The organism is Sphingobacterium sp. UBA6317, assembly GCF_002440385.1.
GTDB classification, from domain to species: domain Bacteria; phylum Bacteroidota; class Bacteroidia; order Sphingobacteriales; family Sphingobacteriaceae; genus Sphingobacterium; species Sphingobacterium multivorum.
In genome coordinates this window covers 43,089-58,890 of record NZ_DJTD01000044.1, presented here as the reverse complement: position 1 = coordinate 58,890, position 15,802 = coordinate 43,089, and the positions used below count along the sequence as shown (strand labels likewise).

The following is a 15,802-nucleotide window of genomic DNA, read 5'->3' as shown; positions in this document are numbered from 1 at the left end:
AGATATAATATAATGAAGGAAAAGGCAATTGGAAATTACCAATTAGAAATCTGTTCAAATTCCGTAGCATCAGCAATTGAAGCCGAACAAGGAGGTGCGACCCGGGTAGAGTTTTGTCAAAATTTGGAAAACGGAGGGACTACACCTTCGTTTGGTCAGTTGCAATTAGTGCGGAAACTGGTAAATATTGGTATTCATGTGCTTATCAGGCCACGTGGAGGTGATTTTCTTTATACAGAGACCGAGATCTTAGAAATGATAGCAGATATTCAGTTGTGCAAGGAATTGGGGATAGATGGTGTTGTAATAGGTATGCTGAACGCAGATGGTACGGTGGATAAAGTGAATACTTTGCGATTGGTGGAAGCTGCGCGTCCCATGCATGTTACCTTTCATCGTGCTTTTGATCGCGTGGAAGATCCTTTTCAGGCATTGGAAGATGTCATCGAACTGGGGATAGATCGTATTTTGACATCTGGTCTGCAAAATTCTGCTTTAGCTGGAGCTCCACTACTCAAACAGTTAGTTCAACAAGCAAATGGCCGTATTGTGATTATGCCTGGTGCAGGTGTAGATGCAGCTAATATAGTTCATATTTTAGCGCAAACTGGTGCAGTTGCAATACATAGCTCAGCGAAAGAATTGCATGTGTCGAAGATGAGGTTTAACCAGAGTCAGGTCAATGGAATGGATGAGGCACAGTGGATGAGCTCAAAAGAAAAAGTCCACCAAATGGTGGACCTATTAAAAAGCCTTTAAAGTAGTACTTTAAAGGCTATTAAATTCTTCTTACTATTTAGCTTCTGAAGCTAATTGATTTAAGATAGCATCGTTTTTAACGATTTGGTTGCTAGCTTTCATTTTTGATCTAGAACCTAACTCTACGTTAGTTCCTAATTTCAAAAACTGAACTTCAACACGTGAAACAGTTTTATTTCTTCTATCTTTTCTTTTTAAACGTGTAACTCCCATTTTGATAATATTTTTATTGTTTAAAATAAAACGAGGTCGGAAGCGGATTCGAACCGCTGTAGGAGGTTTTGCAGACCTCAGCCTAGCCACTCGGCCATCCGACCCTATTTTTTTCCTTTTGAAGGTCTGCAAAAATAAAACTTATAATTGGAATTAAAAAATCTTTATGATAAAACTTTTATGTTTTTAAGCATCCGTCTGAAAACCAAGCTTGTATTTTGCTGTGTGATCCTTTGAGCGATAGTCAGCAGCAACATATCGGAGGGTTTTCAGCTTGGGATAACCAAGACGTTTTTGACAAAGCACTTTCCTCGGTAAAATCAAACACCGAATCCCTTGCAGCTCGCCATCAGATTGAAATAATACGCCAATCACTGTATCTTTTAAAGGACAATGCTAAATCGTGAAAAGATACTTTTTTGTGATGTTTTACTTTGTAAATTAAAGGCTTATGGATTTTGGAATAGATATTGCAAATGGGAATGTAATAAATCTCATACAGGAAATTATGAGATTAAGTGATAAAAGAAGAAAGTAAATTAAATTAGGAAACATGAAAAAACTATTATTATCTGCAGCAATTTTATTTGGTTCATTAGGAGCCTTTGCACAAGGTGGATTGGGATATGGACTACGTGCGGGGGTAAATATTCCTAAATATTCATTTGAAAATGGAAGTTCTGAATCTAACACGGGTTTTTTTGTAACGGGTTATTTAGATGCACCTATTTCTCCAAACTTTTCCATCCAACCGGGGTTGTCTTTGCAAAATAAAGGTGGTAAATATACAGCAACTTCTGATAACGCTACAGGTGAGTTAAAACAAAGTATAATGTCTTTGGATATCCCTGTAAATGCGGTTGCTAAATTTCCTACGGGAGGATCTGGTAATTTCTTTATTGGAGCTGGCCCTTACGTGGGATTTGCACTTAGTGGTAAAAATAAATTTGAGGCAAGTTCAAATAATGCTAGTGTAAAAAGAGAATGGGATGTAAAATTTGGTAGTGGAGATGGTGATGAATTAAAACGTACCGATTTCGGTATAAACTTCTTGGCAGGCTATCAATTATCAAACGGTTTTCAGATTAATGCTGGTTACGGACTTGGTTTAACTAATTTATCTCCAGTATCTAACCTTTCAACGAAAAACCGTGTTTGGTCTGTGGGTATCGGTTTCGGACTATAAGAAATATAAGTACTTAAACTTATTATGAGGAAAGAGTCCCTGCATTTGTGGGGACTTTTTTATTGGATTAAACTTAAGTCAACCGAAATTGTTATTTTTATTCAAAAGATTGCTGCATGAAAAGATTTCTTCCTTTACCCTTTTATGTTAAACTTGTCAGTGTATTGATCAGTATACTTTTATTGGGATATTTGGCAAAGATCGGAGATACCATACTTATTCCCATGATTTTGGGCTTGTTGTTTTCGCTGCTGCTGATTCCGTTAAGTAATTTTTTGGAGCGAAAGCTGCGGTTCCCAAGGACATTGGCTGGCATATTGAGCGTTATTTTATTTTTCGGTGTGTTAGGTTACGGACTTTTTCTATTAGCTTCTCAGCTTACACTCCTTAAAGAAGATTTCCCGGCTTTTAAGCAACAGATTATGGATGGTGTGGGCAATTTACAGACTTGGGTGAGCCAGCAGTTTGGAATACAGCATAAAGATCAGATTGATTTTATTAATAAAACAGCATCAAAATCCGTTGATTCGGGAACTTTATTTTTAGGTACTGCATTGGTTTCCCTGTCGTCGATGTTTATTCTGTTTGTCTTTACCTTTCTTTACACATTCTTCTTACTGATATATAGGGGACATATTGTCAAGTTTCTTTTATTTGTCAACCGTATAGAGGACCGACCTATTGTCCTGGACGTCGTTCAACAGGTTCAGTATGTCGTCAAAAAATATCTTATTGGCCTACTGATCCAAATGAGCTTGGTTTCCCTTTTGGTCTTTATTGTCCTTTCTTTAATTGGGGTAAAATACAGTCTGCTTTTGGCATTGATTACTGGCGTATTCAATGTGTTGCCTTATGTTGGTATTTTCTCCTCAATGCTCATCATTGCCATTCTGACGTTTGCAACATCTTCTTTTACCCATGTCGTCCTGGTCATCATCGCCCTCATTATTATACATATGATCGACAGCAACTTTATTGTCCCTAAGATTGTGGGTTCTAAGGTGAAAGTTAATTCGCTGTTTGCTATGCTCTCCATTATTATTGGCGAAATGGTATGGGGTATTTCCGGTATGTTTTTGGCGATTCCTATTTTGGCGATTGTCAAAATTATAATGGACCGCATTAAGGAGTTAAAACCTTGGGGATTTCTTTTAGGGGAAGAAGATAGTAAGGATGACGTTTACAATGATATGTACGCGACCTTGCACCATGAACTTCCCCCTTCGACTGAAATTGATAAAGAAGCCGAATAGTTTTTTTATTACTTTTGCCCGCTATCTCAAGCATAGCGAATAAAAGTAATTATATGAAGAGAATATTATTAACCACATTTGCCATTGTGGGAATGACAACCGGGCTTCAGGCTCAAATGTCTTTCGGCCTTCGTACGGCAGCCAATTTTGCAAAGGAAGTGAGATATTCAAGCTATGGAAGCTCGGCCTATCCTGCCATTACAAGATTACATGTAGAAGCATATGTAGAGCTTGCATTGCGTAATAATTTTGCTTTGCAACCTGGTGTGGCTCTTCAACAGACAGGATCCAAAATGAGTACAGGTTCGCAAAATGGTGAAATTTTGATGGATGGCTGGCGTAAGGTACAATATCTTGAAGTCCCTTTAAACTTAATGTATTACTTTCCTCAAAATAATTTTGGACAATTTTTTCTAGCTGGGGGACCATATACAAGTGTTGCAATCTCTGGGAAAGAGAAATTTTCTAGGACTGTAGAAGAAATTCAGTTTGGGACTAGAAAAAATAGCAATGAGATGAAGAAATATGATGCTGGATTAAATTTTTTAGCGGGATTTAAATTAACAAATGGCTTTTCGGTGCATGGCGGATATGGGTTAGGTCTTTTAGATATCAAGCTAGATGATAAGATTAGTACCTATAATCGTGTATTTTCAATCGGACTTGGTTATCAGCTATAATTTTAATTGGTCGAAAAATGTCTTTCACCTCATGTTTTGGATTTATTAGTTTCATGAGGAATATTTGCGCAAACAAAACCTTCATCATTCCGCGGACAGCAACAGCAATGGAAGCCGACTGAAGGTTTCTTTCTGGCTAATAATATCAGACACATTCACAAAAAAAGGGCTTTTCTTCCGAAAGGCCCTTTCTTTTTCAGTGATTGAAATCTATCACACTTTGATTTCTACTTCAACACCTGAAGGTAATTCAAGTTTCATCAATGCGTCAACAGTTTTAGCGTTTGATGAATAGATATCCAACAATCTTTTGTAAGCACATAATTGGAATTGCTCACGTGCTTTTTTGTTAACGTGTGGTGAACGTAATACCGTGTAGATTTTTTTCTCAGTAGGCAATGGAATAGGACCACTAACAACTGCACCTGTAGGTTTTACTGTTTTTACGATTTTTTCAGCTGATTTGTCAACCAAATTGTAATCGTAAGATTTCAATTTAATTCTGATTCTTTGGCTCATAGTATATGATATTATTTAAAAATGACCGCTGATTAGAGCTATTAACAACCAGCGGTCGGTTTATTTTTGAGTTCTATATTATTCTACAGAACCTTTGATTTTACCTTTTGATTTTGCAATCACCTCATCAGCAACGTTACGAGGAGCTTCTTCGAAGTGATCAAATTCCATCGTAGATGTTGCACGACCTGAAGTGATTGTACGTAATTGCGTTACGTAACCGAACATCTCAGAAAGTGGAACCAATGCTCTGATTACCTGTACACCGTTACGTGAATCCAAACCTTGCATTTGACCACGACGACGGTTTAAGTCACCCATTACATCACCCATGTTTTCTTCTGGTGTTAAAACCTCTATTTTCATAATTGGTTCCATTAACACTGGAGAACATTTAGGCAAGCCTTCACGGTATGCTTGACGAGCAGCTAATTCGAAAGACAATGAATCTGAATCGACAGCGTGGAATGAACCATCAATCAAACGAACTTTCATTCCTGATAATGGGAATCCTGCTAATACACCATTTTTCATTGAAGTTTCAAATCCTTTTTGAACTGAAGGGATAAATTCTTTAGGGATTTTACCACCAACGATTTCATTAACGAATTGAAGCGGTGATTTTGTTAAATCGAAATCTTCGTCCGCTGGAGAAATAACAACTTTGATATCCGCGAATTTACCACGACCACCGGATTGTTTTTTGAATACCTCACGGTGCTCAGTAGTACCGTTGATAGACTCTTTGTATGATACTTGAGGAGCACCTTGGTTAACCTCTACTTTAAATTCACGTTTCAAACGGTCGATCAAGATCTCTAAGTGAAGCTCACCCATACCAGAGATAACTGTTTGACCAGTTTCTTCGTCAGTTTTTACAACGAATGTAGGATCCTCTTCAGCCAATTTACCAAGACCAATACCTAATCTATCAACGTCAGCTTGAGTTTTAGGCTCGATCGCCAAACCAATTACTGGTTCAGGGAAAGTCATAGATTCAAGAACGATAGGTGCTTTTTCGTCACAAAGAGTGTCTCCAGTTTTGATGTCTTTGAAACCTACAACAGCACCGATATCACCAGCCTCGATGAAAGGGATCGGGTTTTGTTTGTTTGCGTGCATTTGGAAGATACGAGAGATACGCTCTTTGTTTCCTGAACGTGTGTTCAATACATAAGAACCTGCATCTAACTTACCAGAGTAAGCACGGATAAAACATAAACGACCTACGAATGGGTCAGTCGCAATTTTGAAACCTAAAGCTGCGAAAGGTTCGTTTACAGATGGTTTACGGAAAATCTCTTCACCTGTATCCGGGTTAGTACCTTTTACAGCTTCTACATCAAGCGGTGAAGGCAATAATTCCATGACCAAATCCAACATAGTTTGAACACCTTTGTTTTTGAAAGATGAACCACAAACCATAGGAACGATAGAGTTATCCAATACAGCTGCGCGTAATGCATTTAAGATCTCGCGCTCAGTCAATGAATCTGGATCTTCGAAGAATTTCTCCATCAAAGTCTCATCATAACCAGCTACTGCTTCCAATAATTTCTCACGGTATTCAGCAACTTCGTCCAACATATCATCAGGAATAGGAACTTCAGTGAAAGTCATTCCTTTGTCGTGTTCGTTCCAAACGATACCACGGTTGTTGATCAAGTCAACTACACCTTTAAAACTATCTTCAGCACCGATAGGCAATTGCAAAGCAACTGCATCAGAACCTAACATATCTTTAACTTGTTTTACAACTTTCAAGAAGTCAGCTCCTGAACGGTCCATTTTGTTAACGAAACCGATACGAGGTACTTTATACCCATCAGCTAAACGCCAGTTTGTTTCAGATTGAGGCTCAACACCATCAACAGCTGAAAACAAGAATACTAATCCGTCTAGTACACGTAATGAACGGTTTACCTCAACCGTGAAATCCACGTGTCCAGGAGTATCGATTACGTTTACTTGGTATTTGTTGTTACGGTAGTTCCAGAATACTGTTGTAGCAGCAGAAGTAATCGTGATACCACGCTCAGCTTCTTGCTCCATCCAGTCCATTGTAGAAGCACCTTCGTGAACTTCACCAATTTTGTGGTTTACACCTGAGTAGTAAAGGATACGCTCAGTTGTTGTAGTTTTACCAGCATCAATGTGGGCAGCGATACCGATATTTCTAGTGAATTTTAAATCTCTTGCCATAATATTTTTAAGCAGCGGACCTTAATGGTCTTATGTGTTTAAATGTAATGTTAAATAAGTACACCGACCTTGATAAAAGATTGTTTTTATCGGAGGTCGGTGTAATCATATTTTTTTGAATGTCTTCAAAATTAGAATCTGAAGTGTGAGAACGCTTTGTTAGCTTCCGCCATTTTGTGCGTATCTTCTTTCTTCTTAACAGCAGCACCTTCACCTTTAGAAGCTGAAATGATTTCTCCTGCTAATTTTTCGAACATTGTTTTTTCACCACGTTTACGAGCGTATGAAATTAACCATTTCATACCCAAAGCGATTTTACGATCTGGACGAACTTCCATAGGAACTTGGAAGTTAGCACCACCAACACGGCGTGATTTAACTTCAACAGCAGGCATAACGTTGTTCAAAGCTTTTTTCCAAGCTTCTAAACCGCTTTCTTGTGTTTTTTGTTCTACTAATTCTACTGCATCGTAAAAAATAGAATAAGCGATAGATTTTTTACCATCCACCATCATATTGTTTACGAAACGTGTTACCTGAACGTCATTAAACTTTGGATCAGGTAAAATGATTCTCTTTTTCGGTTTTGACTTTCTCATTTTTCTTTCCTCCGTTTAATTATTTCTTTTTACCTTTTGCTGGAGCTGCAGCTGCTTGTCCTGGTTTAGGACGCTTAGTTCCGTATTTAGAACGACGTTGGTTACGACCTGCTACACCTGAAGTATCTAATGCACCACGGATGATGTGGTAACGTACACCTGGTAAATCCTTAACACGACCACCACGAATCAATACGATCGAGTGCTCTTGTAAGTTGTGACCTTCTCCAGGGATGTAAGCGTTGACCTCTTTTCCGTTTGTTAAACGTACACGAGCTACTTTACGCATTGCTGAGTTTGGTTTTTTAGGGGTAGTAGTATATACACGTGTACATACACCTCTTCGCTGTGGACATGAGTCCAACGCTGGTGACTTACTCTTATCAACCAGAGCTACTCTACCTTTTCTAACTAATTGTTGAATAGTAGGCATTTACCTGTTTTTGTTTATAAATTTTGTACCTTAAATATTTTAAGTTCGCAAAGATACTGATTCTCTTTTGAATATGAAATAGTTAGTGTATAAAATTTAGATTATTTTTTGAATTGGCGCTGCTCTTTTCTGGAATATACCCATGCCCTTCTTTATTACCTCTTCATGCTTCTTTATTATCTCACTATCCTAATGACCTGGTCGCCCTCTCCGGGATGTTTAGCCTGTAGTCCAACATCTTCATCATTTGTACGCTTCCACTATCAAACTAATTTGTCAGCCACTTATGCTGTCATATGTTGCCAAAATCGAAGAGATAACTCCTTATGCTTGGTTGTACAAAAATATAGACGATTTTAGGGGGGGCGAATAGCCACTCAATGGGGTGAATAGGTTTTTTCTTATATCTGCCGTAAGCTGTTCTTTCTCTGTGGAATATTCTTTAAAAACAGCCTTTTTTCAAAATTTCTCTTCTACTGGTTTCTGAGTATATTGCCTGCTTTGCCTGTTTTTGCGTTCTGTTTGGCAAAGCGTTTGATAAAAACGTATAAATATTTAGTAGAAACAAATTAATGTATTCAAGTTATGAAAATCAAAATGAAATTAATGTATGCAGTGGTATTGGCCTTGGTCACTTTCGCTTTTGTTGGATGTTCAAAGGACAAAGATGAACCTATCCAAACAGGTGGTAGCATCGATGCAGCTGTAGGTACGTATAAAGGTAAATTGGATCTATCAAACACAACTGGTCCTATGTTTGATAAAATCGTGACGGTTACAAAAGTATCTGACAACACACTCAAAGTTGAGATCGGGGACAAAGCATTAAAAATACCAACGAAAGAATTTAAGGTTATTAATAATATGAATGTATCGATTCAAACAGCAGGTGTTTCTCCCGAAGGAACATTCTTGTTTGATGTAAAAAATAAGACCCTTCTTTGCCAGGGAGAGAAAACAAGTGCAACAGAAGTCTTTTATACTTTCGAAGGAACGAAACAATAACTTTTTGTTTCTTATTCCAATGAAAAAGCGGTATTGACTAAATTCAATACCGCTTTTTCATGTCTTAAATCCGATTGGGTACGTTTAATAAGCTCGTTGGACCAGTTATGGTGGTTTTATATTAAGACAATAACGTAAAATCAATCTGCCGTTTATCCAGATCTACTTTCTTTACCCGGATTTGCACCTCATCACCCAACTGGAATTTCTTTTTCTTCCGTTGACCAATAATGGCATAGTTCTTTTCATCAAGTACGTAAAAGTCATCGGTGATATCCCGCAGCCTGACCATACCCTCACATTTATTCTCTTCAATCTCCACATACATACCCCATTCTGTAACACCTGAGACAATACCTGTATATTCAGTGCCAATCTGATCCTGCAAGTATTCGGCCTGTTTGTATTTGATCGATGCACGTTCGGCTTCAGCTGCTTTTTTCTCCATTTGGGAAGAATGCTCGGCCATCTTCTCATAATGTTCCGCATTGATTTTGGTACCTCCCTCCAGATAGAATTGTAAAAGACGGTGTACCATCACATCGGGATAACGACGGATAGGAGAGGTGAAATGAGTATAATAATCAAATGCAAGTCCATAGTGACTTGTCTTCTTTGTCGTATAGATCGCTTTGGCCATCGAACGTACCGCAAGTGAAGTCAGCATATTTTGCTCTTTGCTACCTTCTATCTTCGTCATCAGCGCATTTAAAGATTTCGCTGTTTCCTTATCCGTTTTGATGGTCAATTTATGACCAAACCGCGCTGCAAATTGAGAGAACGTCGTCAGCGTCTCCGGATTAGGTACATCGTGGAACCGGTATACAAAAGTAAGCTTGTTTTTTCCACGGCCTTGTTTGCCAATAAACTCGGCAACCTTACGGTTCGCCAATAACATAAAATCTTCAATCAGCTTGTGCGCATCTTTACGGACTTTGGTATATACCCCTGTAGGTTTGCCATTTTCATCCAAAGTGAATTTTACCTCTTCACTTTCAAAGGCTATTGCACCATTCTTAAATTTACGCTCCCGCAGAATATAAGCCAGTTCATTTAATTTTAGGATCTCTTCACTGAAATCACCCGATTTCGTTTCGATCACCTCCTGTGCTTCTTCATAACTGAAACGTCGGTCCGAATGGATAATCGTACGGCCGAACCATTGATCATGCACATTGGCTTTTTCGTCCAATTCAAAAACAGCCGAAAAACAAAGTTTATCTTCATGCGGACGTAGCGAACAGACACCATTGGAAAGACGCTCCGGAAGCATCGGGATAACACGGTCCACCAAATAGACCGATGTACCACGGTTAAATGCTTCTTTGTCCAATTCTGTATCGGGTATCACAAAATGCGAAACATCCGCAATGTGAACACCGATTTCATAGTTGCCATTCTCTAATTTTTGAAAAGAGATGGCATCATCGAAATCTTTTGCATCCGCGGGGTCAATGGTAAAGGTTGTAATGTTTCTAAAATCACGCCGCTTGGCAATTTCCTCCTTGCTTATTTCTTCTGGAATTTTATTCGCTTCATCCTCTACTTTTTTAGGGAACTCCAATGGGAAACCATAGTCGGCCAAAATAGCGTTCATCTCGGTGTTATTTTCCCCTTTGGTGCCCAAGACATGTTTAACCGTTCCAACAGGATTCTTGCTCCCGCTTGGCCAGTCGATAATCGACACGACCACTTTTTCTTTGTCCTTGGCTCCATTCAGATTGTCCAAAGGAATAAAAATGTCGTGTAGCATCTTGCGGTCATCCGCAATAAAAAAAGCAAAATTGTTGGAGATGCTGATTGTTCCCGTGAAATCAGTCTTGGCCCTTTGCAGAATTTCAACGACTTCACCCTCTTTTTTGCGGCCACCTTTTCTTTTTTCGAAGGTATGGACCTTGACAATATCGCCATGGAGTGCCTGTCTAAGTTTCCGTGGAGCGATATAAATATCATTTTCAAATTCGTCATCCGGAATTACATAGGCAGAACCATCGGCGGTCATATCTACTTTCCCTGTGACATACACTTTGAGTTGCTTCAAATTAAATTTGCCTCGATCCACCTCAATAAAAAGCCCATTCCTTACATTGTCATGTAAAATATCGGCGATAGCGACTTTCGAGTCGTTATCGTTGAGGTTCAATTTTGACGAAACTTGTTTATAGTTGAGGGGCTTATTACCCGATTTTTCGAAAATATCGATAATCAGTTGTGTTAACACCTCTTTATATGGATTTTCTTTTCTTGTTTTCATTCACTTATTATTTATTATTATTCATTTACATTGGTCTTTTACAGCCCAATGGATCCTTTGACTGGCTACGATAATGGATTTCAAAAAACCAGTCTTTACCACAGATTACGAGCGCTGTACATCAAGATCGATGCCAATACAATATACGAAAAAAACTGCATTTGACAGGACAATAAGGAGCTAAACGGAGCACCTTCCGATAGCCAATGTATAGACAGTTCAGCCGAAAAATAGTTTTGGATTGGTACAGCCTGATTTACTTTTTGCAATGATTGCACACACCAAGTGCATTTACTGCGATCGCTTCAAGACTAAAACCTGCTGGGATCGACACCTTTGGTAAGGTCATATCTTCCAGACAGTATACAGAATTGCATACCCGGCAAATAAAATGCACGTGTTGATCATGATGATCATGTTCTGAACAGTTTGTCGAACACATGGCATAAGTCGCTGTACCATGTAGATCAAAGATTTTATGGATAATCCCTTTCTCTTCAAAACTGGCCAATACCCGGTATAATGTGACACGGTCAATATCCTTGCCCAGTAATTTCTCTAGCTCCGGCTGCGAAATTGCCGAGTCTTTCCTCGAAATAATTTCAAGTACCTTCAACCGGGGTTGGGTAACTTTTAAACTATTTCGTTTGAGAATTTCTGGATATACAGTGTTGGAATCTTCCATGGATTTCTTCGTTAAGCCTTAGATCAAATACAAACTAAGAGAAATTTAAACTTATTTGCAAGTTTAAAAACTATCCGACGGATTTATTCATCGTATTTTTTCCCTTTAAATAGACCAGTAAGGAACAGAAACTGAATGTTTCATTTCTCAGAGATCATTTTTACAGTACAAAAATACGGAATCTTTTAAAAATAAGAAAACCGATAAGTTTAAGATTAGTGTCATCTTACCTATCGGTTTTCGTTATTATATGAAATATAGGAATCTTATTTGCCTGCAGCTTTCGCGTGATCAGCTAAGAATGTCGCTAGACCGCTATCTGTCAATGGGTGTTTTAATAAAGCTACAATCGCTGATAATGGACCTGTCATGACATCAGCACCGATTTTAGCACAGCCTAAAATGTGTGCGCTGTGACGTACAGAAGCTGCTAAAATTTGTGTAGGGTAGTTGTAGTTATCATAGATTAAACGAATATCTTCGATCAACGCTAATCCATCTGTAGAGATATCATCCAAACGACCGATAAAAGGAGATACATAAGTTGCCCCAGCTTTAGCAGCCAATAGTGCTTGACCAGCTGTAAATACCAATGTACAATTTGTTTTAATACCTTTTTTGCTGAAATATTTAATTGCTTTTACGCCATCTTTAATCATAGGGACTTTTACAACAATCTTGCTGTCAAGAGCCGCTAAAGCTTCTCCTTCTTTGATCATTTCTTCATAAGTTGTAGAAATAACTTCAGCACTGACATCGCCATCAACGATTGCGCAGATCGCTTTATAATGGTTGATTACGTTTTCATCACCGCTAATACCTTCTTTAGCCATTAAACTTGGATTGGTTGTTACCCCGTCTAATACACCTAAGTCTTGGGCTTCTTTGATTTGCTCTAGGTTCGCTGTGTCAATAAAAAATTTCATTGTATATGTTATTGAATGATAATAATTTGATTATTCTAATGTTCAAAATAATGACGCAAAGTTATTGATTATATTCCAGTATTGAAGCATTGATTTTCACCTATTGTATCTTTATTTTAGCAAAAAGGAATCTCTTCTCCTAATTTTTTGTTATACTTTTAATATACTATTATCTTTACGTATGCAGGTTTTTCGTTCTCTCCATTATAGAAATTTCCGTTTACATGTTATAGGACAAGCAATTTCCCTTATGGGGACCTGGATGCAGCGAATAGCCATCAGTTGGTTGGTCTATGAATTGACAGGATCAGTGTTTTGGCTTGGTTTTGTTCAGTTTATCTCCCTATTGCCCTCTTTGGTCCTGTCTCCATTTATCGGCAGTTTTGTCGATAAGCACAAAAAGTATAAATTGGTTCTGATGACCCAAATTGGTTTGATGATACAGGCTGGAATCTTGACCTTGGTCGTTTATCTGAAATGGGAGAGTGTCTTATGGCTTTCCATCTTGGGTCTTATACAAGGGGTTATTAATTCCTTCGATGTTTTGGGACGTCAATCGCTGATGATGTATCTGGTTGGTGACCGTAAAGATCTGCCGAATGCCATTGCCCTGAATTCAACAATTTTCAATGGTGCCCGAATGTTGGGACCTGCAATAGGAGGTATTTTACTGAGTACATACGGTGAACTCGTCTGTTTTGCCCTAAATTTTATCAGTTTTGTTCCGGTCATTATTACATTGTTGATGATGCAGGTCGATGAAACGCATGTTCAACTGAGCAAGGGAAGCAATTGGGAAGGCTTGGTCGAAGGCTTTCGTTACCTCAAACGCTCACCGCATATTGCTTCACTGATTATTATCATGACATTCTCCAGCTTGATCGTTATTCCGTATACCTCGTTGCTACCTGCCATAGCAAAAGAAATGTTTCATGGCGATGAGCGTACGTTTTCCTGGTTTGAAAGTGCCGCCGGCTTGGGTGCAATGATTGGTGCATTTAATATGGCCCGTTTAAAATCGGGCACCAATTTGCGCTATCAGGTGATGGGTGCTGCTGCACTTATGGGAATTGCGTTATTGTTTTTGGCGCATTCAAGTATGCTGCAGATGGCACTCGTCTATGTGATGTTGGTGTCCTTTGCCATGATGATGCAAAACTCAAGTATCAATACCTATATTCAGACGCATGCCATACCAATCTATCGCGCCCGGGCAATCTCGTATTACGTTATGGCTTTTCAAGGAATATTTCCCATCGGTACATTGATGATCGGTTCCTTAGCCAGTTACTGTGGGCTTCGAATGACATTATACGTCATGGGTGGATTGGGGATATTGATCGCAATCGTATACTATGGCTATCTCCGGCTCCATATCCACAAACGCCTATTTAAGTTTTAATTTCCGGTTTCTTAATTTTAAGGTGCGTTTGGCATAATCAATGACAGCGCCATAGTCTGCAAAAATATCTCCACCCAATACGCCGATCACGGGTTCCAGATCCATCTGCTGATAGGCATAGTTGATCGAGCTTAAATCCAATACCGCCGTATTTAAGTTTTTTATCCGCCATTCACCTATGGTCAGACTCGGAATTTTCATGTTGAAACTCTCCATCGAATTGGTGCCAAGTCCTGTTGATAATGTTTCTGAAGGCTCAAGCTGTAATTGGTCTTCCAAAAGATGGACTAACTGTGTTTTGTCAAATACAGTTTTAGAGGCACCTGAATCAATCACCATCTTGAATGAACGGCTATATAATTCCACATCGACTAAAATATGTGTGCCCTGGCCCTGCAGATCCAGTAATTGAAATGGTACTGTTGTCATATAACCAAACATACCCAAAAAATCCCTTAAAAAAGAAATTTAAGGCCTCTAGCGTATGTTTAAAATGCCCTGAAAACGTTTATGCGTTAAGCCGATCATAAAAAAAGCTGTTATTTGAAGAATAACAGCCTTTCACCTTTTTATAGTTTATGCGCTACAGCGCTTTTATTTCTTTTAATACATTATTCATTGTACGCACTGCTTCTGCACTTTTACTGAATTTTTCTTTGTCCTCTTCATCCAGCTGAAGGGGGACAATCCGATCCCATCCTTTTTTATTAATGATAACCGGTACGCCAAGATTAATATCTTCTTGTCCAAATTCACCTTCGAGGTAAACGGATGCAGTAAATAACTTGTTTTGATCACGCACGATACTTTCGACCACTGCGGCTGTTGCGGCTCCTGGAGCATACCAGGCTGAGGTCCCGATTAGACTGGTTAGGGTTGCGCCACCAACCATCGTTTTGTGTACAATTTCGTCCTGCTCTTCCGGGGTAAGGAAATCAGTGACTGGAATACTGTTCCACGTGGAGTGCTTGATAAGTGGAATCATCGTTGTATCTCCGTGGCCGCCAATGACAATGGCATTGAGATCGGCCGCAGAAGCATTCAGTTTTTCGCTCAGTTGATATTTGAATCGGGCTGAATCCAATGTGCCGCCCATTCCAATGATTCTATTTTTTGGTAATCCACTTGATTTAAGTGCCAGGTAAGTCATGGTGTCCATGGGATTGGAAACGATGACAATGATAATATCCGGAGAATATTTTACCAGGTTCTCCACCACAGACTTGACAATATTCGCATTTGTGCCAATTAGTTCTTCGCGTGTCATTCCGGGTTTACGTGGAATTCCCGACGTAATGACGGCAACGGTAGAACCTGCAGTGGACAGATAGTCATTGGTTACTCCCTTGATTTTTGATTCAAAACCCAACAAGGCGGCAGTTTGTGCCATATCTTGCGCTTTACCTTCCGCAAATCCTTCTTTAATATCCAATAATACAATCTCTTCGGCGACATTTCGACGGATTAAATTGTCCGCTGTAGTTGCTCCTACAGCTCCGGCACCAACAATAGTTACTTTCATATGTAAATTATTTGTTTATTCATGAGCTAATTTCCGCTTAAGAATTCATGCTGCCTTCGGCGGTTTTCTATGCCGTATAAATATCCAGTCTCTCTTCACGAATGCGCGTATTTTTTACATGGATATTTCATGTGCATTGATGTGGATTAATAAATAATTCTTGA

At 38.9% G+C, this 15,802-nt stretch carries 16 protein-coding genes and 1 tRNA gene; 6 read left to right on the top strand and 11 right to left on the bottom strand.

Going from position 1 to position 15,802, the window contains the following annotated elements:
- The first annotated feature begins 12 nt into the window (after nt 1-12).
- Complete coding sequence (locus tag B3E92_RS14480; protein ID WP_286897368.1) at nt 13-759, top strand: copper homeostasis protein CutC; 747 nt, start codon at nt 13-15, stop codon at nt 757-759.
- A 33-nt stretch (nt 760-792) separates the two neighbouring features.
- On the opposite strand, the gene B3E92_RS14475 is transcribed toward B3E92_RS14480, so the two are convergent.
- Both B3E92_RS14475 and B3E92_RS14470 read right to left on the bottom strand, forming a co-directional pair.
- Entirely contained in the window at nt 793-972 is a 180-nt protein-coding gene (locus B3E92_RS14475; protein ID WP_046671880.1) for a hypothetical protein, read from the bottom strand.
- A 33-nt stretch (nt 973-1,005) separates the two neighbouring features.
- Nucleotides 1,006-1,076 (bottom strand) — tRNA-Cys (locus B3E92_RS14470).
- Between the two features lie 449 nt (nt 1,077-1,525).
- On the opposite strand from B3E92_RS14470, the gene B3E92_RS14465 reads away from it, so the two are divergent.
- The 3 genes from B3E92_RS14465 to B3E92_RS14455 all read left to right on the top strand — a co-directional run bounded on the left by B3E92_RS14465 (nt 1,526) and on the right by B3E92_RS14455 (nt 4,091).
- On the top strand, nt 1,526-2,158 hold the full coding sequence (locus B3E92_RS14465; RefSeq protein ID WP_070562978.1) for a porin family protein: 633 nt from the start codon (nt 1,526-1,528) through the stop codon (nt 2,156-2,158).
- Between the two features lie 116 nt (nt 2,159-2,274).
- Nucleotides 2,275-3,411 carry an AI-2E family transporter gene (locus B3E92_RS14460; protein ID WP_083295825.1) on the top strand — a complete coding sequence of 379 codons (1,137 nt, stop codon included), beginning with the start codon at nt 2,275-2,277 and terminating at the stop codon, nt 3,409-3,411.
- Nucleotides 3,412-3,464: 53 nt separating this feature from the next.
- Nucleotides 3,465-4,091, top strand: a complete 627-nt coding sequence (locus B3E92_RS14455; protein WP_070562975.1) for an outer membrane beta-barrel protein — start codon at nt 3,465-3,467, stop codon at nt 4,089-4,091.
- A gap of 213 nt (nt 4,092-4,304) precedes the next feature.
- Here the strand turns inward: B3E92_RS14455 and rpsJ are convergent, their stop codons facing one another.
- The 4 genes from rpsJ to rpsL form a co-directional block, all read right to left on the bottom strand.
- Nucleotides 4,305-4,610 carry a 30S ribosomal protein S10 gene (gene rpsJ / locus B3E92_RS14450; protein WP_028070501.1) on the bottom strand — a complete coding sequence of 102 codons (306 nt, stop codon included), beginning with the start codon at nt 4,608-4,610 and terminating at the stop codon, nt 4,305-4,307.
- A gap of 78 nt (nt 4,611-4,688) precedes the next feature.
- Complete coding sequence (gene fusA, locus B3E92_RS14445) at nt 4,689-6,812, bottom strand: elongation factor G (RefSeq protein WP_070562972.1); 2,124 nt, start codon at nt 6,810-6,812, stop codon at nt 4,689-4,691.
- Nucleotides 6,813-6,943: 131 nt separating this feature from the next.
- Nucleotides 6,944-7,411: a 30S ribosomal protein S7 gene (rpsG, locus tag B3E92_RS14440; RefSeq protein ID WP_046671863.1), complete on the bottom strand. Its 468-nt coding sequence runs from the start codon at nt 7,409-7,411 to the stop codon at nt 6,944-6,946.
- Nucleotides 7,412-7,430: 19 nt separating this feature from the next.
- Entirely contained in the window at nt 7,431-7,844 is a 414-nt protein-coding gene (rpsL, locus tag B3E92_RS14435) for a 30S ribosomal protein S12 (RefSeq protein WP_002993550.1), read from the bottom strand.
- Nucleotides 7,845-8,429: 585 nt separating this feature from the next.
- On the opposite strand from rpsL, the gene B3E92_RS14430 reads away from it, so the two are divergent.
- On the top strand, nt 8,430-8,849 hold the full coding sequence (locus B3E92_RS14430) for a hypothetical protein (protein WP_083295824.1): 420 nt from the start codon (nt 8,430-8,432) through the stop codon (nt 8,847-8,849).
- Between the two features lie 121 nt (nt 8,850-8,970).
- On the opposite strand, the gene rnr is transcribed toward B3E92_RS14430, so the two are convergent.
- From rnr to fsa, 3 genes are all read right to left on the bottom strand, one after another.
- On the bottom strand, nt 8,971-11,103 hold the full coding sequence (gene rnr, locus B3E92_RS14425; RefSeq protein WP_070562969.1) for a ribonuclease R: 2,133 nt from the start codon (nt 11,101-11,103) through the stop codon (nt 8,971-8,973).
- A 256-nt stretch (nt 11,104-11,359) separates the two neighbouring features.
- Entirely contained in the window at nt 11,360-11,788 is a 429-nt protein-coding gene (locus B3E92_RS14420) for a Fur family transcriptional regulator (protein ID WP_046671865.1), read from the bottom strand.
- Nucleotides 11,789-12,054: 266 nt separating this feature from the next.
- The gene (gene fsa, locus B3E92_RS14415; RefSeq protein ID WP_070562966.1) at nt 12,055-12,714 is read right to left on the bottom strand and encodes a fructose-6-phosphate aldolase; all 660 of its coding nucleotides are present in this window, start codon (nt 12,712-12,714) and stop codon (nt 12,055-12,057) included.
- Between the two features lie 181 nt (nt 12,715-12,895).
- On the opposite strand from fsa, the gene B3E92_RS14410 reads away from it, so the two are divergent.
- Nucleotides 12,896-14,116: an MFS transporter gene (locus tag B3E92_RS14410; RefSeq protein ID WP_286770003.1), complete on the top strand. Its 1,221-nt coding sequence runs from the start codon at nt 12,896-12,898 to the stop codon at nt 14,114-14,116.
- Here the strand turns inward: B3E92_RS14410 and B3E92_RS14405 are convergent.
- Together B3E92_RS14405 and B3E92_RS14400 are read right to left on the bottom strand one after the other, a co-directional pair.
- Nucleotides 14,102-14,545 (bottom strand): retropepsin-like aspartic protease, encoded by a 444-nt coding sequence (locus B3E92_RS14405; protein WP_286897366.1) that lies wholly within the window; start codon nt 14,543-14,545, stop codon nt 14,102-14,104. The genes B3E92_RS14410 and B3E92_RS14405 overlap by 15 nt on opposite strands.
- A 154-nt stretch (nt 14,546-14,699) precedes the next feature.
- Entirely contained in the window at nt 14,700-15,638 is a 939-nt protein-coding gene (locus B3E92_RS14400) for a malate dehydrogenase (protein ID WP_046671868.1), read from the bottom strand.
- Between the last annotated feature and the right edge of the window lie 164 nt (nt 15,639-15,802).